16 protein-coding genes are annotated in these 20,021 nt (G+C 71.8%); 13 read left to right on the forward strand and 3 right to left on the reverse strand.

Going from position 1 to position 20,021, the window contains the following annotated elements:
- Positions 1 to 147: 147 nt before the first annotated feature.
- The 4 genes from ASF52_RS21690 (at position 148) to ASF52_RS21705 (ending at position 7,816) form a co-directional block, all read left to right on the forward strand.
- Complete coding sequence (locus ASF52_RS21690) at positions 148 to 3,561, forward strand: acyl-[ACP]--phospholipid O-acyltransferase (RefSeq protein ID WP_056176870.1); 3,414 nt, start codon at positions 148 to 150, stop codon at positions 3,559 to 3,561.
- A 75-nt stretch (positions 3,562 to 3,636) separates the two neighbouring features.
- Positions 3,637 to 5,037, forward strand: coding sequence for an MFS transporter (locus tag ASF52_RS21695; protein WP_244473899.1), 1,401 nt, complete (start codon positions 3,637 to 3,639; stop codon positions 5,035 to 5,037).
- Between the two features lie 144 nt (positions 5,038 to 5,181).
- Positions 5,182 to 6,039: a bestrophin-like domain gene (locus ASF52_RS21700; RefSeq protein WP_056177033.1), complete on the forward strand. Its 858-nt coding sequence runs from the start codon at positions 5,182 to 5,184 to the stop codon at positions 6,037 to 6,039.
- A 283-nt stretch (positions 6,040 to 6,322) separates the two neighbouring features.
- Positions 6,323 to 7,816 (forward strand): HdeD family acid-resistance protein, encoded by a 1,494-nt coding sequence (locus tag ASF52_RS21705; RefSeq protein ID WP_244473900.1) that lies wholly within the window; start codon positions 6,323 to 6,325, stop codon positions 7,814 to 7,816.
- 75 nt (positions 7,817 to 7,891) lie between these two features.
- On the opposite strand, the gene ASF52_RS21710 is transcribed toward ASF52_RS21705, so the two are convergent.
- Together ASF52_RS21710 and ASF52_RS21715 are read right to left on the reverse strand one after the other, a co-directional pair.
- The gene (locus tag ASF52_RS21710) at positions 7,892 to 9,136 is read right to left on the reverse strand and encodes a CaiB/BaiF CoA transferase family protein (RefSeq protein ID WP_056176873.1); all 1,245 of its coding nucleotides are present in this window, start codon (positions 9,134 to 9,136) and stop codon (positions 7,892 to 7,894) included.
- 156 nt (positions 9,137 to 9,292) lie between these two features.
- Complete coding sequence (locus tag ASF52_RS21715) at positions 9,293 to 10,294, reverse strand: catalase family peroxidase (RefSeq protein ID WP_082515433.1); 1,002 nt, start codon at positions 10,292 to 10,294, stop codon at positions 9,293 to 9,295.
- A 344-nt stretch (positions 10,295 to 10,638) separates the two neighbouring features.
- On the opposite strand from ASF52_RS21715, the gene ASF52_RS21720 reads away from it, so the two are divergent.
- From ASF52_RS21720 to ASF52_RS21755, 8 genes are all read left to right on the forward strand, one after another.
- A complete protein-coding gene (locus ASF52_RS21720) occupies positions 10,639 to 10,842 on the forward strand; it encodes a hemin uptake protein HemP (RefSeq protein WP_056176876.1) in 204 nt (67 codons plus the stop codon).
- Positions 10,839 to 11,726 carry a heme/hemin ABC transporter substrate-binding protein gene (locus ASF52_RS21725; RefSeq protein WP_056176881.1) on the forward strand — a complete coding sequence of 296 codons (888 nt, stop codon included), beginning with the start codon at positions 10,839 to 10,841 and terminating at the stop codon, positions 11,724 to 11,726. The genes ASF52_RS21720 and ASF52_RS21725 overlap by 4 nt, the downstream gene beginning before the upstream one ends.
- Positions 11,719 to 12,768, forward strand: a complete 1,050-nt coding sequence (locus ASF52_RS21730; protein ID WP_056176884.1) for a FecCD family ABC transporter permease — start codon at positions 11,719 to 11,721, stop codon at positions 12,766 to 12,768. The genes ASF52_RS21725 and ASF52_RS21730 overlap by 8 nt, the downstream gene beginning before the upstream one ends.
- Positions 12,755 to 13,591, forward strand: coding sequence for a heme ABC transporter ATP-binding protein (locus tag ASF52_RS21735; protein ID WP_056176887.1), 837 nt, complete (start codon positions 12,755 to 12,757; stop codon positions 13,589 to 13,591). Before ASF52_RS21730 ends, ASF52_RS21735 begins: the two co-directional genes overlap by 14 nt.
- Positions 13,592 to 13,787: 196 nt before the next feature.
- Positions 13,788 to 15,941 carry a TonB-dependent hemoglobin/transferrin/lactoferrin family receptor gene (locus ASF52_RS21740; RefSeq protein ID WP_056176890.1) on the forward strand — a complete coding sequence of 718 codons (2,154 nt, stop codon included), beginning with the start codon at positions 13,788 to 13,790 and terminating at the stop codon, positions 15,939 to 15,941.
- A 280-nt stretch (positions 15,942 to 16,221) separates the two neighbouring features.
- Complete coding sequence (locus ASF52_RS21745) at positions 16,222 to 17,544, forward strand: dicarboxylate/amino acid:cation symporter (protein ID WP_056176892.1); 1,323 nt, start codon at positions 16,222 to 16,224, stop codon at positions 17,542 to 17,544.
- Positions 17,545 to 17,577: 33 nt separating this feature from the next.
- Positions 17,578 to 18,414: a bifunctional allantoicase/(S)-ureidoglycine aminohydrolase gene (locus ASF52_RS21750; protein WP_056176895.1), complete on the forward strand. Its 837-nt coding sequence runs from the start codon at positions 17,578 to 17,580 to the stop codon at positions 18,412 to 18,414.
- Positions 18,411 to 18,911, forward strand: a complete 501-nt coding sequence (locus ASF52_RS21755) for an ureidoglycolate lyase (RefSeq protein ID WP_056176898.1) — start codon at positions 18,411 to 18,413, stop codon at positions 18,909 to 18,911. The genes ASF52_RS21750 and ASF52_RS21755 overlap by 4 nt, the downstream gene beginning before the upstream one ends.
- A gap of 98 nt (positions 18,912 to 19,009) precedes the next feature.
- On the opposite strand, the gene ASF52_RS21760 is transcribed toward ASF52_RS21755, so the two are convergent.
- Positions 19,010 to 19,579, reverse strand: a complete 570-nt coding sequence (locus tag ASF52_RS21760; protein WP_056176901.1) for a helix-turn-helix transcriptional regulator — start codon at positions 19,577 to 19,579, stop codon at positions 19,010 to 19,012.
- 130 nt (positions 19,580 to 19,709) lie between these two features.
- Here ASF52_RS21760 and ASF52_RS22300 point away from each other — a divergent pair.
- A partial coding sequence (locus ASF52_RS22300; protein ID WP_443136713.1) for a transposase occupies positions 19,710 to 20,021 on the forward strand: 312 nt, incomplete at its 3' end.

The raw sequence follows: 20,021 nt of genomic DNA on the forward strand, positions 1-20,021 counted from the left end.
TGCGCCGGCGCACGGGCGGGACGCGGACGGTCACGGAGCGGATTGCGCGCCCCGATTTTTTGAACGACGTTCAATAAGCACGGGTCGTGGCGGGATTTGACGCTTCGCCGACCGCCGGGCAGTCATGGTGCCGCCAAGGAGACACCCATGTTCCGTACGTTGATGACCACGCGCCGGTTCGCGCCACTGTTCTGGTGCCAGTTCTTCTCGGCCTTCAACGACAATTTCCTCAAGAACGCCCTCGTGTTCCTGATCCTGTTCAAGGTCGGCGGCACCGGCGAGGGCTCGGGCATGCTCGTCACCCTGGCGGGCGCGGTGTTCATCGGGCCGTTCTTCATCCTGTCGGGCCTCGGCGGCGAGATGGCCGACCGCTACGACAAGGCGCTCATCGCCAAGCGGCTGAAATTCGCCGAGATCTTCGGCGCCGCCGCCGCCGCCGCGGGGTTCTGGCTGCATTCGGTGCCGGTGCTGTTCGTGGCGCTCGGCCTGTTCGGTACCATCGCGGCCCTGTTCGGCCCGATCAAGTACGGCATCCTGCCCGACCACCTGAAGCGCGAGGAGCTCACCGCCGGCAACGCGCTCGTGGAGGCCGCGACCTTCCTCGCCATCCTGCTCGGCACCATCGTGGCCGGCCTCGCCACCGCCATGGGCGGCGACGCCCTCGCGTTCAGCGCCCTCATCATGGTGTTCGCGGTCCTGTGCTGGCTCTCGGCCCGGGCGATCCCCGCCACGGGCGAGGCGGCGCCGGGCCTGCGGGTCGATCCCAACGTGGCGCGCTCCACCGCCGCCCTCCTGCGCGACCTCTGGCGCGACACGCGGATGTGGCGCGGCGCCGTCATCGTCAGCTGGTTCTGGCTCGTCGGCGCCGTGATCCTGGCCCTGCTGCCGGTGCTCGTGCGGACCAGCCTCAACGGCTCCGAGACCGTGGTGACCCTGCTGCTCGCCGTGTTCTCGGTGGGCATCGCGGTGGGCTCCGGCCTCGCCTCGTGGCTAGCGAGCGGGCGCATCGTACTGCTGCCGACCCCCATCGGCGCCCTGCTCATGGGCGTGTTCGCCCTCGATCTGGCCTGGACCGTCGCCCATCTGCCTCCCATCTCGGGCGCCGTCCTGGGTGTAGGCGACTTCCTCGCCACGGGCACGGGCCTGCGCATCACGGTCGCGTTCGCCGGGCTCGCGGTGGCGGGCGGCCTCTACATCGTGCCGTCCTTCGCCGCCGTGCAGGCCTGGACCGACAAGGACCGGCGCGCCCGGGTCATCGGCGCCGTGAACGTGCTCACCGCCGCCTTCATGGTGGCGGGCGCGCTCGGCCTCGCCGCCCTGCAGGGGGCGGGCTGGTCCATGGCCGCCCTCCTCACCCTCATCGGCGTGCTCAACCTCGTGGCCGGCGTGGTGATCCTCCTCGTCCTGCCCACGAGCCCGTTCCGCGACTTCCTCTCCATCGTGTTCCGGGCGTTCTACCGCTTGGAGGTGCGCGGCCTCGACAACGTCGACAAGGCCGGCCCCAACGCGATCATCGCCCTCAATCACGTCTCGTTCCTCGATGCGCCACTGGCCCTCTCGCTCCTCGACCGGGAGCCGGTCTTCGCCGTCGATCACGGCATCGCCCAGCGCTGGTGGGTGAAGCCGTTCCTCGCCATGACCAAGGCGATGCCCCTCGACCCGACCCGGCCGCTCGCCACCCGCACCCTGATCAAGGCCGTGCGCGACGGCGAGACCCTGATCATCTTCCCCGAGGGCCGGCTCACGGTCACGGGCAGCCTGATGAAGGTCTACGACGGCGCCGGCCTCATCGCCGACAAGTCCGACGCCATGGTGGTGCCGGTGAAGATCGAGGGACTGGAGAAGACCGCGTTCTCGCGCCTGTCGAAGGATCAGGTGAAGCGCCGCTGGTGGCCGAAGGTCACCGTGACGATCCTGGCCCCGGTCAAGCTCGCCATCGACCCGGACCTGAAGGGCAAGCACCGCCGCCGGGCGGCGGGCGCCGCCCTCTACGACGTGATGTCGGACCTCGTGTTCGAGACCGCCGACATCGACCGCAACGTCATGAGCGCCCTCATCCAGGCCGGCAACGACCACGGCTGGCGCCGCAACGCCCTCGAAGACCCGGTCACCGGCAAGCTCAGCTACGCCCGCCTGGTGATGGGCGCCAACATCCTCGGCCGCAAGCTCATGCCGCTCGCCCCCGAGGGCAGGCCCATCGGGCTGATGCTGCCCAACGCCAACGGCGCGGCGGTGACATTCTTCGCGCTCGCCAGCGCCGGCCGGGTGCCGGCGATGATCAACTTCTCCGCCGGCCCCGCCAACGTGCTGTCGGCGTGCCGGGCGGCGCAAGTCGAGACGATCCTGACCTCCCGCGCCTTCATCGAGAAGGGCCGCCTCGGCCCCCTCGTCGAAGCGATCCAGGGGTCCGTGAAGCTCGTCTACCTCGAGGACGTGCGCGCCACCGTGACCACGGGCGACAAGATCCGGGGCTTCCTCGCCCCCCGCAAGCCCCTGGTGGCCCGCCGCGGCGACGACCCGGCCGCGATCCTGTTCACGTCGGGCTCGGAGGGCGCGCCGAAGGGCGTGGTGCTGGCCCATCGCTGCATGCTCGCCAACACCGCCCAGGTCGCCGCCCGCATCGATTTCGGGCCGACCGACAAGGTGTTCAACGTGCTGCCGGTGTTCCACGCCTTCGGCCTCACGGCGGGCCTGATCCTGCCCCTCGTCTCCGGGGTCCCGGTCTACCTCTACCCCTCGCCGCTGCATTACCGGATCGTGCCGGAACTCGTGTACGGCTCGAACGCCACGGTCCTGTTCGGCACCGACACCTTCCTCACGGGCTACGCCCGGATGGCCCATTCGTACGACCTGCGGAGCTTGCGCTACATCGTGGCCGGCGCCGAGCCGGTGAAGCAGACGACCCGCAAGACCTATTCCGAAAAATTCGGCCTGCGCATCCTGGAGGGCTACGGCGTCACGGAATGCGGGCCGGTGGTGGCCCTCAACACGCCGATGTTCAACCTCTTCGGCTCCGTCGGCCGCCTGCTGCCCGGCATCCAGTATCGCCTGGAGCCGGTCCCCGGCATCGACGAGGGCGGACGCCTCCACGTGAAGGGGCCGAACATCATGCTCGGCTACCTGCGGGCGGAGAAACCCGGCGTGCTGGAGGCCCCCGTGGACGGCTGGCACGACACCGGCGACATCGTCGCCATCGACGCCATGGGCTTCGTCACCATCAAGGGCCGGGCCAAGCGCTTCGCCAAGATCGGCGGCGAGATGGTGTCGCTCGCCGCCGTCGAGTCCCTCGCCGCCGAGCTCTGGCCCGACACGCCCAGCGCCGTCGCCGCCGTGCCGGATGCCCGCAAGGGCGAGCGCCTGATCCTGTTCACCGAGCAGGCGGACGCCACGCGGGCCGCCTACCTCACCTTCGCCAAGTCCCGGGGCGCCACGGAGATCGCGATCCCCGCCGAGGTGGTGGTCGGCAAGGTGCCGATGCTCGGCACCGGCAAGGTCGACGCCGTGAGCGTGAGCCGGATGGCCCGCGAGCGAGCGGGCAGCGACGCCACCGCGGCGGCCTGAGGCCGTCGTCGCCGGTTCGGGCCCCTCGTACGGGCCGGAACCGGCGCCGCCCAGGAGCCCCCCCGGAGCCGCCCGTTGAGCCAAGCCCACGTCGACACCGTCGTGCCCGATGCGGGCCCGCGCGTTCCCACGGGCGAATCCGTCGCCACGGTGGCCCAGCGCCTCGACGGCCTGCCGCTCACCTGGCTCCACGGGGCGATCCTCGCCGTCTGCACCTTCGGCCTGTTCACGGACATCGCCGAAGTCGCCCTGAGCAACGCGCTCGCGGCGATCTTCAGCGCGCCGCCCCACGACATGCCGCGCGGCGGCCTCGCCCTGCTCCTGGCGTCGGTCTTCGCCGGCGGGGCGGTGGGCGCGCCCGTGTTCGGCCTGCTCGGCGACCGGATCGGGCGTCGGCGCGCCCTCCAGGCCTCGCTCGCGCTGATGGCCGTGGGGTCGCTCGCCGCCGCCCTCAGCCCCGGCCCCGCGTCGCTCACCCTGGCGCGCGCCCTGTCGGGCTTCGCCATCGGCGGCTTCCCGCCCCTCGCCGCCACCTACCTCACCGACGTGATGCCGCCGCGCCGGCGCGGGGCGATGCTGCTGGTCTGCACCGGCCTCGGTTCCCTCGGCGGTGCCGCCGTCCTCGGGCTGGTCTACGCCCTGGCGCCGGAGCCTCCCCTCGGCGTCGAGCCCTGGCGGTGGGCGCTCGGCCTCGGCGCGGCCCTGGCGCTCTTCGGGGCCGGGCTGTTCGGGCTGATGCCGGAATCGCCGCGCTGGCTCGCCCTTGTCGGCCGCAGGGCGGAGGCCGACCACGCCTGCCGGCGCTTCGAGCGCGCGGCCCGGATCATGCCGCCGCCCGTGGCGGACGGGGCCGGACCGGCACCGGCGCCTCCCGTGCGGGCGGGGTTCGCCGCGCTCCTGGCCGACCCCGGCCACCGGCGCAGGACCGGCCGGTTCCTGGCCCTCTACGCCATCGCCCCCTGGGCGACCCTGGGGTTTCCCCTGCTCAGCACGGTGGTGATGCTGCAGAAGGGGTTCCGGATCCACGAATCCCTCGTCTTCGGTGCCCTGTCGCTCCTGGGGCCGCCCCTCGGCACCACCCTCACGGCCCTCGTCGTCGACCGCCTGGAGCGGCGCGCCTGCCTCGTCGCCCTGGCGGCGGCCATGGCGGCCTTCGGCACGGTCTTCGCCGGGGCGAGCACCTTCCCGGTCCTGGTGGGGGCCGCCATCGCGTTCAACACCGCCGCGTCGATCTACGGCGGCATCCTGGCGATCTACGCGACGGAACTCCTGCCGACGCCCGTGCGGGCCACGGCCCTCGCCTGTGCCTGGGCCGGGGGGCGGGTCTCGGCCGCCCTGGCGCCCATCGTCCTGCTGCCGATCCTGGCGGCCTTCGGGGCCCACGCCATGTTCGGCGCGATCACCCTCGCCCTGGTGCTCAGCGGCCTGCTGCTGCTGCGCGGGCCGGGTGGCCTGTCCGGCCGGGCGGTGACCTGAGCGGGCCGAAGCGCCGGCGCGAACCCACCGTGTTCGGCGCGACCCCGCCGCGTCCGGCGGGGCCTCGGGGATTCACCAGCCGTTGGCGTCTTTGCACTAAGGGTCGATCCGGTGACGCGTCGCGCGGCCGGTTGGGAGACGAACATGCTCTTGGGGCTCTGGCTCGATCAGCCGATGTGGCTGATGGTGGGCCTGATCATCCTGTTCTTCGTGATCGTTTCGGGGATCATGATCGCGATCACCGCCCTGCCGTTCACCCGGCCGACGTTCCTGCGCGTCGTCGACGGGGTCGTGCCGGCCTTCTTCAGCTCGATCAGCATCCTGCTCGCCCTGCTCACCGGCTTCGTCGCCAACGACGCCTGGGAGCGCCAGAAGCAGGGCGCCCACGTGGTGGAGAAGGAGCGCGCGAACCTCATCGCGGCCTTCGACCTCAGCATCGAGACAGCCTCGAACATGGCCGGCATCCGCCAGGCGCTGCTCACCTACACCGAGCGGGTCATCGACGACGAGTGGGCGAAGATGGCGAATGGCGGCCAGAGTTCGGAATCCGCCGGCGCGGCCTTGAGCGGCCTCATGCGGATCCTCGCCGATCCCGCTCTCACGAGCGAGGCGGGAACCGTCGCCCACACGGCCCTGATGACCGTGGCCATGACCCTGCGCGACGCGCGCGGCGAGCGCCTGGCCCTGAGCGCCTCCAAGGAGGACGATTCGAAGTGGCTGACCCTGCTCTTCCTCGCCGCCCTCACCCTGGTGTCCATCGGGATGGTGCACGGCGACAAGCACCGCGCGCAGGTCCTGACGCTGTTCCTGTTCTCGGCGGCGATGGTCGTCACCCTGTGCGTGATCGCCCTGCACGAACGTCCGTTCGACGGACCCCTGGCCATCGGGCCCGGGGCGCTCGAGCGGGCCAGGCAGGTGATGCTCGCGCACCAGGCCGGCCAGATCGGCGGCCTCGCCCCGGCGCCGCTCCCCGGGAGCGGCGGCCCGCCGGTGCCGCGTTGACCGTCGTGTTCCGAACCTGCGCGTCCCGAACCCGCGCGTCCCCAACCCGCGCGCGCCAGATCGGCGCGCCCACGCCGACACCGGCGGAGATGGGACAGGGTGGACAACACTCCCGCTTGCCCGGACAAGATCCCGGCAGGACATCATTCCGTCGGCGCGGGACACCGGCGGCCGCGACCCCTTCGCCGAGGGATCCGTCGCGGCGGTGTTTCTTTGCTGCGTCGCGGCGGCGTGTCCTTCGTCCGTCACGTCCGGTGGCCGGCGCGCCCGGGGGAGTGTTCGCGTGACCCACCCGTCGAATCCGAGCCGCCGGAGCGAGGCCGCGCCCGGCCCGGCCCCCCTCAGCCCGCCGCCCCTCAGCCCAAAGGAGCAGGGCCTCCTGGGCCTCGCCGCGGGGGCCCCCGCCGCCGCGGGTGTTCCGGCGGGCCGGTCCGGGGCCTGGACGCCGCGGGCCCTCCCGCTCTGGCTGCTGCTGGTCGGACGCGAGGCGGTCCACCGGCGCTGGGGGTTCGTCGCCGGCGTCGGGCTGGTGTGGACCGGGCTCGGCGGCGCCCTGGTGATCGATGCCCTCGACGGCGCCACCCACGTCCCCGATCGCTGGTTCGGCCTGCTCCTCGTGGTCGAGGCGGTGACTTCCCTCGTGCGCGGCCTCGTCGCCACCGGGGCCGCGCGCCGCCTGCGCCTGCTCAAGGCCGGCATGCTCCTCGTGGTGGCGGTGCTGACGATGCTGGCCTCGGCCTCGAGCACCTTCCTCCTCGCGATGCTGTTCGGCACCGCCTTCCTGTTCGACGGCCTGTCGCGGATCGTCCTCGCGCACGTCCTGCGCTTTCCCGGCTGGCGCTGGTCGGTGGCGTACGGGGGCCTCGGCGCGGTCCTCGGACTCCTGACCCTGCAGCCCTACCCGACCTGGTACGCCGGCACCGTCGGCTTCAGCATCGGCGCCTTCCTGGTGCTGTCCGGGATCAAGGTCACCGTCCTCGGCCTGCGCCTGCGCCGTCCGCCGGACACCCTCGGGGACGCCGCGTCGGGGGCGGGCTCCGACACGCTCACGGTCCATGTCTGGACGCCGACCGGAACGGCGACGATCCCGGCCCGGCAACGCCTCGTCCACCGCTACGTCGTCTCGGTGAACGGGGTCGGGCACGTCTCCACCGGCCACGCCGCCCTGGAACTCGCGGGCGCGCCCGGGGAAAGCCCCCTCTATCTCAGCCACTATCCCGCCGTGGAGATCGACCGCTCGCCCGACAACCTGCGGGCGATCCTGCGCGCCGGCCCCGAGAACGACGTGCCGGGCCGCTTCCTGCCGAGCTACCGCGCGGAGGCGGACGATTGGTGCGAGGCGACCGTGACGGTCACCCTCCAGGGGGTCGACGGGGCCCGCCTGCGCGCGTTCTGGGACGGGTATCGCCGGGACGTCACCTACAATCTCGTCGGCCGGAACTGCTCGACGGGGGTCGCCAACGCCCTCGACGCCGCCGTCGAGGGCAGCTTCGCCCGCGACGGCACCCCGTGGCGCCGGCTGGTCCGGGCGGTGCTGAGCCCGGAATTCTGGGCGGCCGCCCTCATGCGCAACGGCGCCGGCGCGATGACGTGGACCCCCGGACTCGTGCTGGACTACGCCCGCGCCCTCAGCGCCCTCATCGATCCGGTCTCGCCGGTGCCGGCCATCCGCTGGCAGGGGGTCCGGCGGCGCCTGCTGCGCAACTGGCGGGCCGAGACCGTCGCGCGCAAGCGCGGACTGGTGGCCAGGACCGAGCCGGCCACCCGCGCGGCCTGAGGCGGTGGCCGCCGCGACCCGCGACCGATCCGATCCCCCGGACGCCGCGTGGGTCCCGGCGCGGTGCCGGCACCCTCAGCCGATGGCCCCGGCCGCGCGCAGGGCCGCCAGGGCCGGGGCGTCGAGGCCGAGCCAGTCGGCCAGCACCGCCCCGGTGTGTTCCCCCAGGGACGGGGGCGGACTCGCATAGGTGACGGGCGTGCCCGAGAGGTTGAGGGGGTTCGCCACCAGCGCCACGGTGCCGGCCCGGGGATGGGGGAGATCGACGCGCAGGCCGCGGGCGATCACCTGGGGATCAGCGAACACGTCCGCCAGGGTGTTCACCGGCCCGCACGGCACGCCGACGCGCTCCAGGGCCGCCACCCATGCGGCGGTGCTCCGCTGCCGGGTCGCGGCCCCCATGAGGGGCACCAGCAGGGTGCGGTGTTCCACCCGCGCCCGGTTGGTGGAAAAGCGCGGGTCCGTGCCCCATTCGGGAAAGCCCAGCACCGCGCAGGCCCGCGCGAACTGCCCGTCGTTGCCCACCGCCAGGATCATGGCGCCGTCCTGCGTCGGGAAGTCCTGATAGGGCACGATGTTGGGATGCGCGTTGCCGAGTCGCCCCGGCGCCACCCCGGTGGTGAGGTAGTTCATCGCCTGGTTGGCGAGGCTCGCCACCTGGGTGTCGAGGAGGGCGAGGTCGATGTGCTGGCCCGTGCCCGTGCGGGCGCGGGCGGCGAGCGCCGCCAGGACGCCGATGGTGGCGTAGAGGCCGGTCACGATGTCGGTGATGGCCACGCCGGCCTTCTGCGGTCCGGCGCCCTCCGCGTCCCCCGGCGCGCCCGTGATGCTCATGAGCCCGCCCATGGCCTGGATCAGGAAATCGTAGCCGGCCCGCGCCGCATACGGGCCGGTCTGGCCGAAGCCCGTGATGGAGCAGACGACGAGGCGCGGGTTCAGGGCCCTGAGGGCGGCGTGGTCGAGGCCGTACTGCGCCAGGCCCCCGACCTTGAAGTTCTCGATGAGCACGTCGGCGTGCGACGCCAGCGCCCGGATCAGGTCCTGGCCCTCCGGCGTGGCGATGTCGACGGCCACGGATTTCTTGTTGCGGTTGGCGCAGAGGTAATAGGCGGCGACATCGGTCTCGCGGCCCTCCGCGTCGCGCAGGTAGGGCGGCCCCCAGCGGCGGGTGTCGTCGCCCTCGTCCGGCCGCTCGACCTTGACCACCTCGGCCCCGAGGTCGCCCAGGACCTGACCGGCAAAGGGACCGGCCAGGATGCGCGACAGGTCGAGGACCCGAAGCCCCGCGAGCGCCCCGCCGGGGGCCGGAATGCTGGTCATGTGCGTCGCCCCGCGCGCCGGTGTCGTCGAGGGGGCGCGCCGGCCCCCGAACGGAGGCTCGCCGGAGCCCCGAAAGCGCACCGACCGTAGCGAAGTTTCGCGCGGTCCACGACAGCGGGATGCCGTCGTGGACCGGCCGAGCCCGTGCGACCCGGGTCAGTTCGCCCGGCGCGACAGGGACACGGCGTAGGCGGGCGAGCGGACCGCGAACATCGGATCGGTGGCCGGTCCGGCGACGCCCTCGGGCAGGTCGACCACGGGATCGAAGGTGGCCGCGTCGCAGGTGGCGTCGGGCTCGATCGCCGCGATGGCGACGGTGCCGAGCTTGATTGCCTTGCGGTTCTCCTCCGGCCACGCGACGGTGGGGTCGTTCACCGGATCGTTCGGCTCGCCGAGCAGTGCCACGAGGTCGAAGCTGGCCGGACCCTTCGCCAGGCGCTCCTTCAACTCGTCGGTGTAGAAGCTGTCGGGCTTGGCCTTTAGCTCGTCGTCCGTGAGGCCGAGCTGGCCGGCGCTCGCGACCCATTTCAGCTTCGCCACCGTGGCCGCGCCCTTGGCGTTCGTCAGGGTGTAGGCATGCACGCCCCAGTAATCGACGCCGGCGAAGCTCGCCGGCACCGGACGCGCGTTGAGCCACGCGCCCTGGCGCGTCGTCTCGGGGTTGGCGGCGGCGAACGCCTTGATCTTCTCGGCATCCGGCTTCCCGTCCGGGCCCGGAGCCCGCACGGTGGCGAAATCGAGGAGCTGCTGCGGGGTCTTCGTCGAGAACACCGGCGCGGAGATCACGACGAAGACCATGTCGCCCGACGGGTCGTTCATCCGCATGGCGAAGCCGCGGGTGACGGGCTTGGCCTTGTCTGAGATCTTCGCGTTGCTGCCGCCCATGGAGAAGCGGGCCGTGACCGGCACGGTCTTGGTGAAGTGCGGGGCCTTCGACAGGCCGGGCGCCTCGGCGGACGGCGTGAAGCTGCCCTTCACGCAGACGCCCTTGGCGCCGCTCGCGCGCACCTTCGGCTGGTTGCCGCCCGCCGTGACCAGGGCGTTCACGATCGCGCCCGGATCGGCGTCCTGGGCCTGCGCCGCCCCGGTGACGCCGCCGCCGGTGAGCAGGCCACCGGCCAGTACGACGACACCGAGATGGGAATACGATCGTGACATGAAATGCCTTTCCGCGACGGGATTCTGGACGCGGCCCTTCCGTTCGGGCTCGGCGCACGCGTCACCATGGAGTGATTCTAGATTGTGCGCAATTTTTCTCTGCGCGTCCGGACCGTGATTTCGTCGGACCGGGCAGGGGCGCGCCGGATCCCCTCGCTCGGGCCGCGGCGTTCGAGGCGTCCCGGTGGGACCGCAGGCCATTCCCAACGCCGATCTGCCGCCATACTGTTCGAAAAAGTCTTCGTTGCTTGTCGTCATGGGCGCGGAAAGGTTTTACGGTGGTGTGACGATGGAAGCTCTTTAGATCGATTGAAAAATAGGTTCGAACTTGGAATGATGACAGTATGTCCGACGTGAGCGACGCCGGCCGTGGCGACCCCGGCGCTTCGGGCCGGACGGGGGGGCAGCCCGGACAGCCGTCCCTGCCGGAGGGCGGCATCCCGTCGGCGGCCCTCCTGCAGGGCCGGCGCGAGATCGTCATTCTCCACGCCGGCTCCCTCTACCGCCTGCGGGTGACCGCCAACGACAAGCTGATCCTCACCAAATGACCGGGCCGCACCTCATCCCCCCGTCCCGCCGCGCGGTGCTCGCGGGCGCCTTAGGCTGCGCCCTGGCGGGCCGGCCCGCCATGGCTGCGACGCCGGCCACCCGCATCGCTTCCCTGGGCGGCGCCGTGACGGAGATCCTGTGGCGCCTCGGCGCCGGGCCGCGCATCGCCATCGTCGACACCACCAGCGTCTACCCGGCCGAGGTCCTGCGCGAACGGCCGAATGCCGGCTATCTCCGCGCCCTCTCGGCGGAAGGCCTGCTCTCCGTCGGCCCCGATCTCGTGCTCGCCACCGAGGGTGCCGGGCCGCCGGCGGTGCTGGCCCTGCTGCGGGAGGCCGGCGTGCCCGTGGAGACGATCCGCGAGCCGTCGACCGCCGAGGGCGTCCTCGACAAGATCGCCACGGTCGCCCGCCTCGCCGGGCTCGAGTCGCCGGCCGAGACGTTGAGCCGGGCGGTCGCCGCCCGCTTCGCGACCCTCGCCGGGCAGCGCGCCCGGGTGACCCGGCCGGCCCGGGCCCTCGTGGTGCTGTCGCAGACCGGCGGGCGCGTCATGGTCGGCGGGCGCGGCAGCACGGCGGACGGCATCCTGGCCCTCGCCGGCCTCGTCAATGCCGCCGAGGGCATCGAGGGCTTCAAGCCCATCACCGACGAGGCCATCGTCGGGGCCGCCCCGGACGCCGTGATCATGATGGTGACCGAAGGGCGCACGCCGACGCCCGAGGGCGTGTTCGCGAGCGGCACGGCGCTGGCCCAGACGCCGGCCGCCGCCCGCCGCGCCCTCGTGACCATGGACGGCCTCGCGCTGCTCGGCTTCGGCCCGAGGACTCCGGAGGCGGCCGCAGATCTCATGCGGGCGATCTATCCCGACCTGCCGCGTGACTGAGTCCGCCGTGCCGAACCGGCCCGGCGCCCTCGTGTTCGCCGGTCTCGGCGTTCTCGTGCTCGTGGCGATCCTGCTCTCGCTGGGGCTCGGGGCGGTGCGGATCGCGCCGGCCCGGGTTCTCGAGATCCTGACGCCCGGCGCGGCGGAGGCGGGGCGGGATGGCCTGGTGGTGCTCAACATCCGCCTGCCCCGCACCCTGCTGGGCCTGATGGTCGGCGCCGGCCTCGCCGTCTCGGGCGCCCTGATGCAGGGCCTGTTCCGCAATCCCCTGGCCGATCCGGCCCTCGTCGGCGTCTCGGCGGGCTCGGGCCTCGCCGCCGCCGCCGTCATCGTCCTCGGCGACCGCCTCCTCGCCGGACTGGGGCTGCCGGGGCCGCTGCCCTACGCGGCCCTGCCCGTCGCGGCCTTCCTCGGGGGGCTCGGCGCCACCCTCGGGCTCTACCGGATCGCCACGCGGGCGGGCCGCACCTCGGTGGCCACCCTGCTCCTCGCCGGCATCGCGCTGGGCGCCCTCAGCGGGGCGCTGACGGGCCTCCTCGTCTACGCCAGCGACGACCGGCAATTGCGCGACCTCACCTTCTGGTCCCTGGGCAGCCTCGGCGGGGCGACCTGGACCAAGGTCTGGGCCACGGCGCCCGCCGTGCTGCCGGTCCTCGTCCTCGTGCCGTTCCTGGGGCGCGGCCTCAACGCCTTGGTGCTGGGCGAGGCGGAGGCGTTCCACCTCGGCGTGCCGGTGGAGCGCCTGAAGCGCCTCGCCATCCTCCTCGTCGCAGTGGCGGTGGGGGCCGGGGTCGCGGCGAGCGGGGTGATCGGCTTCGTCGGCCTCGTGGTGCCGCACGCCCTGCGCCTCGTCATCGGCCCGGACCACCGGCGCCTGCTGCCGGCCAGCGCACTCCTGGGGGGCGCCTTCCTCGTCCTGGCGGATGTGGCCGCCCGCCTCGTCGTCGCCCCGGCCGAACTGCCCATCGGCATCGTCACCGCCTTCGTCGGCGCGCCGGTCTTCCTGTGGCTGCTGCTGGGGCGGCGACATGGCGTTGCCTGACGTCGCCTCCAGGGATGAGCCTGCGCTTCTGGCCGCCCGCGACCTCGCCTACGTCACGGGCGGTCGCCGCCTCATCGACGGTGTCTCCCTCGACGCCACGCCCGGGACCCTCCAGGTGATCGTCGGCCCGAACGGGGCCGGCAAGTCCACCTTCCTGAAGCTCCTGAGCGGGGAGCTCAAACCCACCCACGGCACCGTCGCGTATGCGGGCGAGGCCGTGGCGGCGATTCCGCCCTGGCGGCTCGCTGGCTTACGCGCCGTGCTGCCGCAGGCCGCGCACCTCGCCTTTCCCTTCACCGCCGCGGAGGTGGCCCGGATCGGCCTCGACGGGATCGGCCGGGGTCTCGGGCCGCGCGACCGCGCCGCGATCCTGGCCGAGGCCCTGGCGCGCGCCGACGCCACGCATCTCGGGCCCCGCGCCTACCCGACCCTCTCGGGTGGCGAGCAGGCCAGGGTGCAGTTCGCCCGGGTGCTGTGCCAGCTCGCCGCCGGGCGCACCCTCGCGCCCGCGCAGGTGCTGCTCCTCGACGAACCGACGGCCAGCCTGGATCTGCGCCACCAGGGCGCGCTCCTCGACGCCGCCCGCGACCTCGCCCGGCGGGGCACCGCCGTGATCGCGATCCTGCACGACCTGAACCTCGCCGCCGCCTATGCCGACGCGATGCTGGTGCTGGAGGACGGCCGCCGCGTCGCCCACGGGCCCCCGGCCGCGGTGATGCGGGACGACCTCATCGCGCGGGTGTTCGGCGTGTCCTGGCCCGTCGGCCGGGTGCCGGAGGGCGACCAGCCCTTCCTGTTGCCGCGCCGGACTGTTGCGGGCTAGCAACGTCCTCGCGTCTCGTCTTGCCAAGTCTGGAACTGCTTCAGGTCAGCGCGACGCTAGATTGGATTTCCGACAATCTGGACCTTCGCCGAGGCCGTTGACCCCGCACCCTCGCGCGCGGCACCTGCGGATCAGCCAGCCAGCCCCATCGCCAGCCAGCCACTCGTCTCGACTGTGCTCTCTGGCGGATGCGTCCATGTCCCGATCGTCCCACCGCGCCTGGCTGGCGCTCGGCTGCTCCCTCCTCACCCTGTCGGTTGCGCAGGCCCAGACGCAGCCCCGGACCGCGTCGCCGGTGCGCCCGGCCGCGCCCGACGCCGATGTCAGCCTCGACACCATCTCGGTGACCTCGACCAAGACCCCGGGCAGCGCCGTCGACGCGCTCTCAGGCACGAGCGTGGTCACCCGCGAGCAGATCGAGCGCCTCCAGCCGAGCCGCCTCTCGGACGTGCTGCGCGACGTGCCGGGCGTGACCACCCAGGAAAACCAGAACGATCCGGCGCAAGCCATCAACATCCGCGGCCTTCAGGATTTCGGACGCGTCAACGTCCTCGTCGACGGGGCGCGCCAGGACTTCCAGACCTCGGGCCACAGCGCCAACGGGGTGTTCTACCTCGACCCCGAACTCGTCGGTGGCGTCGACATCACCCGCGGCCCCACGGCCACCATCTACGGCTCGGGCGCCATCGGCGGTGTGGCGGCCTTCCGCACCCGCTCCATCGACGACATCCTGGGCCCCGACGAGGTGGCGGGCGCCGTGCAGAAGCAGGGCTTCGGCACCAACGGCCAGCGCTTCCTCAACTCCACGGCGCTCGGCGCCCGCATCGGCACGGCGGCGGACGTGTTCGGGCAGTTCGTGTTCCGCAACAACGGCCCCTACCGCGACGGCCTCGGAACCCTGGTGCGCGACACCGGAAACGAGCTTACCTCGGGCCTCGCCAAGATCAACGTCAGGCCCGCCGATGGGCACGAACTCAGCGGCACGGCCCTCGTGCAGCGCTTCGATTTCGCCAATGCGGGCACCAGCAACGCGGGCGCGCGCTTCGCCAACGCGGTGCAGGCCGACACCTACACCCTGGGCTACCGGTTCAGTCGGCCGGACGTGCCGCTCGTGGATTTCAGCATCAAGGGCTATTCCACCACCACGCACAACGACCTGACCTTCCTGCAGGACACGGCGAGCGGCCTCTACGGCCGCCTCGGCACCCGGGCGGGCGACCGGCTCACCTACGACATCGGGACCACGGGCTTCGACAGCCACAACACCGCCCGTTTCGATACGGGGGCGCTGGGCCACGCGCTCACCGTCGGCGGCGATGTCGTCCGCAACGATGTCCGCACCACCGACAATGCCGGCGGCTTCGGCGGCGCCTTCACGCCGTCCGGGCAGCGCTCGCTGGCCGGCGCCTTCGTGCAGGACGAGATCCGCTACGCCGGCTGGCTCCGTGTCATCGGGGCGCTGCGCTACGACACCTACGATCTCTCGGGTGGGGCCTTCCGGTCGAGCGGCGACCGGCTCTCGCCGAAGATCACCGTGGGCGTGTCGCCCTTCGCCGGCATCGAACTCTACGGCACCTACGCCGAGGGCTACCGCGCGCCCTCCATCACCGAGACCCTGGTGCAGGGCATCCACCCGTTCCCGGCCTTCACGATCCTGCCGAACCCGACCCTGCGCCCCGAGGTGGCCCGCACCGTGGAGGGCGGCATCAATCTCAAGGTCAACGAGGTTCTCGTCCCCGGGGACGTGTTCCGCGCCAAGCTCAACGTCTTCCAGAACGAGATCGACGACTTCATCAACATCCAGGCCGTGGGCCCGACCTTCTTCGTGCCGGCGATCCCCGGCATCCCGGCCTCGATCTGCGCCCGCATTCCCGGGCGCTTCCCGTGCGTCATCCCGGTCCAGTCGTTCCAGTACCTCAACATCGCCCGGGCCGAGCTGTCGGGCGTCGAGCTGGAGGGGGCCTACGATTGGGGCGGCGGCTTCGTCTCGCTGGCCGCCACCCACACGCAAGGGCGCGACCGGGCAACGCGCCAGAGCCTGATCACCGTGCCGCCGGACCGGATCAGCACCACCTTGGGTCTGCGCTTCCTCGACGACCGCCTCACGGTCGGAACCCGCCTCAACCTCGTCGACGCCCGCACCGACGTGCCGCCCGGCGCCACCATCCTGGCGACCAAGGCCTACGCCTTGGTGGATGTCTTCGCCTCCTACCGCGTGAACGACCGGATCAAGGCGGACTTCATTCTCCAGAACGCCTTCGACAAGCGCTACACCCAGTATCTCAACGCCCTGCCGAACCCGGGCCTCGTCGCCAAGGCGGCGATCAGCATCAAGTTCGCCACGCGTTGAGGCGCCCGGGAGCGGGTGACATCGCCAAGGCAGGGCGCGATCCGATGCCGCTCCGACATCGGGCCCGCCTGTTCATACGAATTTCGTATCGATCGAGACCCAGGAAATATTTGACGTCTCAATATGCCTGACGGATCGTGCGAGCCGGTCCCGCGAGGTCGGCTCGTCGCACCGCGCAGGAAGCGTGGCGCGGCATTTGCTGATCCCGACGGGACTGCCGACGCACCAGGGCCGGGCGTTCGGGCAGGATCGTGGCCTTCATAACCAGTGGGAGGTTCGCATGAGACGCTTCTTCGCGTCCCTGTTCGGGCAAGTCGTGGCCGCCCTCGTGCTGGGCGTCGTGCTCGGCATGGTCTGGCCGACCTTCGCGGTGCAGCTGAAGCCGCTCGGCGACGCCTTCATCAAGCTCATCAAGATGGCGATCGCGCCCCTGGTCTTCGGCGTCGTGGTGCACGGCATCGTGGGCGCCGGGGATCTGCGCAAGGTCGGCCGGGTCGGGCTCAAGTCCCTGATCTACTTCGAGGCCGTCACCACCCTGGCCCTCGTGCTCGGCATCGTGCTGGCCTACGCGTTCGAGCCCGGGCGCGGCATGAACGTCGATCCGGCCAGCCTCGATGCCAAGGCCCTGGCCGGCTACACCGACCGGGTCGGCCAGGTCACCGGCACCGTCGACTTCCTGATGAAGATCATCCCCACCACGGTGTTCGACGCCTTCGCCAAGGGCGACATCCTGCAGGTGCTGATCATCGCCATCCTGTTCGGCTCCGGCCTCGCGCTCCTGGGCGACCAGGGCAAGCCGCTGGCCGACAGCATCGAGCGCATCACCAACGTGCTGTTCAAGGTGATCGGCTTCATCGTGCGCCTCGCGCCGCTGGGCGTGCTGGGCGCCGTCGCCTTCACGGTGGGCAAGTACGGCGTCGGCTCCCTGAAGCAGCTCGGGATGCTGGTGGCTTTGTTCTACGCGGGCGTCGCGTTCTTCGTGTTCGTGGTGCTCGGCGCCATCCTGAAGGCGGCGGGCTTCAGCATCCTCAAGCTCCTCGCCTACCTGCGCGAGGAGCTCATGGTGGTGGCCGGCACCGCCTCCTCCGACAGCGTGCTGCCGCAGGTGATGCGCAAACTCGAACGCCTCGGCATCAAGGATTCCACCGTGGGTCTCGTGATCCCGACGGGCTACTCGTTCAACCTCGACGCCTTCTCGCTCTACCTGACCCTGGCCACGGTGTTCATCGCCCAGGCGACCAACACCGACCTGTCCTTCGGCCATTTGCTCCTCATCCTCGGCATCGCGCTGCTGACGTCGAAGGGCGCCCACGGGATTCCGGGCTCGGCCATCGTGGTGCTGGCCGCGACCCTCTCGGCGGTGCCCGACATCCCGGTGATCGGCCTCGTCCTGGTGCTCTCCATCGACTGGTTCGTCGGCATCGCCCGGGCGCTCGGCAACCTCATCGGCAACTGCGTGGCCACCGTGGTCATCGCCGCCTGGGAGGGCGATATCGACCGGGCGCAGGCCCACCGGGTGCTGGACGGCGATGTCGCCGTCGACACGAAGACGGCCCTCGATGCCCCCATCGCGGCCCCCCGGGCGGCCCCTCGGGCCGCCTGACGCCATACGCCCGCGACACATCGGAGACACGCCATGAGCGCATCCGCCTACAATCCGCCCTGCGGCGGCCTTCCGCCCCAGACCGCGCTGATGACCGGGCGGGCGGTGTTCACCGAGGCCTACGCCGTGATTCCCCGGGGGGTGATGAGCGACATCGTGATCTCCGTGCTGCCGTTCTGGGAGGGCGCGCGGGCCTGGATGCTGTCGCGCCCGCTCTCGGGCTTCTCCGAGACCTTCGCGCAATACCTCATGGAGGTGGCGCCGGGCGGCGGCAGCGACCGGCCCGAGCCCGACGCGCAGGCCGAGGGTGTCCTGTTCGTGGTGGAGGGGCGCCCGAGCCTCGTCCTGGAGGGGCAGAGCCACGGCCTGCGGCCCGGCTCCTACGTCTACCTCGCGCCCGGCGCCGCCTGGTCCCTGCGCAACGGGGAGGCCGCCGCCGCGCGCTTCCACTGGATCCGCAAGGCCTACGAGCGGGTGCCGGGCCTCGACGCCCCCGACTCCTTCGTCACCCACGAGAGCCGGGAGGATCCCGTCGCCATGCCGGGCACGGACGGGGCCTGGGCCACCACCCGGTTCGTCGCCGGGGACGACGTGCGCCACGACATGCACGTCAACATCGTCGCCATGCGCCCCGGCGCCTCGATCCCGTTCGAGGAGACCCACGTCATGGAGCACGGCCTGTTCGTGCTGGAGGGCAAGGCGGTCTACCGGCTCAACCGCGACTGGGTCGAGGTCGAGGCCGGCGACTTCATGTGGCTGCGCGCCTTCTGCCCGCAGGCCTGCTACGCGGGCGGCCCCGGGCCGTTCCGCTACCTGCTCTACAAGGACGTGAACCGCCATGCCGGCCTGACGCTCCGGGGCGCCCGGTGAGCGAACGCCACGTCGTCGCCGAGGCCCTCACGGCCGAGGCCTTCGCGCCCTTCGGCTCGGTCATCGACCGAAGCCAGGCGGCGGCGCGGCCCATGAACGCCGGCAAGGCGCGCCGCTTCCACGACCTGGCGGAGATTCCCGTCGCGGGGGAGGGCGCCCGCGTCGTCGTCGGCCTCGTCGAGGCCGAGCCCTACCCGATGCCCCTCGCCGTGAGCCTCGTCGAGCGCCATCCCCTGGGGGGGCAGGCCTTCCTACCCCTGAACGCCAGGCCGTTCCTCGTGGTGGTCTGCCCGGACGAGGACGACCGCCCCGGCCGGCCCCGGGCCTTCGTCACGGCGCCGGGCCAGGGCGTGAGCTACGCCCCCGGCACCTGGCACGGGGTGCTCACCCCGTTCGGCGCCCCCCAGGATTTCGTGGTGATCGACCGCGGCGGTCCGGGCGTGAACCTCGAAGAGCACGGGTTCGACGCGCCTTGGACGATCCACCTGCCCGGGTGAGCTCGAAGCCCGGCGGCGTCCGCACACGCCGTCGCCCCCGCCCGCCAGGATGACGTTGACGAAGACGTGGTCCATCGGCGGTCCTGTCGAGGGCCGTATCATTGGCGATCGCGCCCGCGGTACGAGCCCGAGGGGTTGTAGCCCGTGAGGCGTCGCATCTGGCCGGCGAGCCGGCTCGGACTCCTGATCCCGACCCGGAGGGCGGCTTGCGCGATCGTCACGGGCTCGTTCCGCAGAATCGCGATCGCGCGGCGAATGCGTCGCACGCTGATGAAGGCGGAGGGCGTCAGCCCGGTCGCCGCGCGAAAAGCCCGGTGGAGATGCCCGGTCGATACAGCCGCGACATCCGCAAGATCCTGGACGCGGATGCCGTCGGTCATGTGCGCCTCGACGTACTCGGTGATCCGTCTGAGCTGCCAGGCCGAGAGGGGGATCGAGCGTGTCTCGGCGGCCGTGCCGTAGCGTTTGCCGATGTAACGGCCCATCGCGTGCGCCATGTCCTCGCAATAGACCGGCTCCAGCGCGTCCGCCGAATATTGACGAAAGAATTCGGCGGCCAGACCGTGAAGGAACGGATCCTCGCCGTTCGTGAAAGGACGGATGCCGAGATTCTTCCCCGAGGTCGGGGTCCAGCCGATCGAGGCCCACAAGGCCGCGACCCCCTTCATCCGCAAGCGTCGCTCGCATGCAGTCGCAGTCGACGCAGGACGGCAGCTTCAGCCTCACCGTGACGTTCTGATCCTCCCCCGCTTTCACGGACACCTCTGATACGCTCCTTGCGGGCGGGGAAGGTGTTTGATGGCCAAGACGAGACGCGAGTTCACCCCCGAGTTCAAACGCGAGGCGGTGGCCCTGCTGGAAAGTAGCAGCCGGCCGCAGATGCAGATCGCAGCCGAGCTCGGGATCCAACCCTCAATGCTGAGGCAGTGGCGCTCGGCGCTGATGGGTGGCTCCCCACCACCGCGAGCAGAAAGGTCACCGGGAGCCGCGCCTGCGAGCCCAGTGGCGTCCCCCTCCGACCAAGCCGCTGAGATCGCCCGTCTGCGGCGTGAACTCGACCGGACGCGCATGGAGCGCGACGTCCTAAAAAAAGCGATCGGCATCTTCGCG

Origin of the sequence: Methylobacterium sp. Leaf112 (genome assembly GCF_001423295.1) — a bacterium.
Lineage (GTDB): Bacteria > Pseudomonadota > Alphaproteobacteria > Rhizobiales > Beijerinckiaceae > Methylobacterium.

Bases quoted from the DNA above. Each gene is read 5' to 3' on its own strand.
- ASF52_RS21735 (WP_056176887.1), top strand. From the start codon at position 12,755: ATGGCGTTGCCTGACGTCGCCTCCAGGGATGAGCCTGCGCTTCTGGCC.
- ASF52_RS21745 (WP_056176892.1), top strand. From the start codon at position 16,222: ATGAGACGCTTCTTCGCGTCCCTGTTCGGGCAAGTCGTGGCCGCCCTC.
- ASF52_RS21700 (WP_056177033.1), top strand. From the start codon at position 5,182: ATGCTCTTGGGGCTCTGGCTCGATCAGCCGATGTGGCTGATGGTGGGC.
- ASF52_RS21715 (WP_082515433.1), bottom strand. From the start codon at position 10,294: ATGTCACGATCGTATTCCCATCTCGGTGTCGTCGTACTGGCCGGTGGC.
- ASF52_RS21725 (WP_056176881.1), top strand. From the start codon at position 10,839: ATGACCGGGCCGCACCTCATCCCCCCGTCCCGCCGCGCGGTGCTCGCG.
- ASF52_RS21710 (WP_056176873.1), bottom strand. From the start codon at position 9,136: ATGACCAGCATTCCGGCCCCCGGCGGGGCGCTCGCGGGGCTTCGGGTC.
- ASF52_RS21760 (WP_056176901.1), bottom strand. From the start codon at position 19,579: ATGAAGGGGGTCGCGGCCTTGTGGGCCTCGATCGGCTGGACCCCGACC.
- ASF52_RS21740 (WP_056176890.1), top strand. From the start codon at position 13,788: ATGTCCCGATCGTCCCACCGCGCCTGGCTGGCGCTCGGCTGCTCCCTC.
- ASF52_RS21690 (WP_056176870.1), top strand. From the start codon at position 148: ATGTTCCGTACGTTGATGACCACGCGCCGGTTCGCGCCACTGTTCTGG.
- ASF52_RS21750 (WP_056176895.1), top strand. From the start codon at position 17,578: ATGAGCGCATCCGCCTACAATCCGCCCTGCGGCGGCCTTCCGCCCCAG.
- ASF52_RS21720 (WP_056176876.1), top strand. From the start codon at position 10,639: ATGTCCGACGTGAGCGACGCCGGCCGTGGCGACCCCGGCGCTTCGGGC.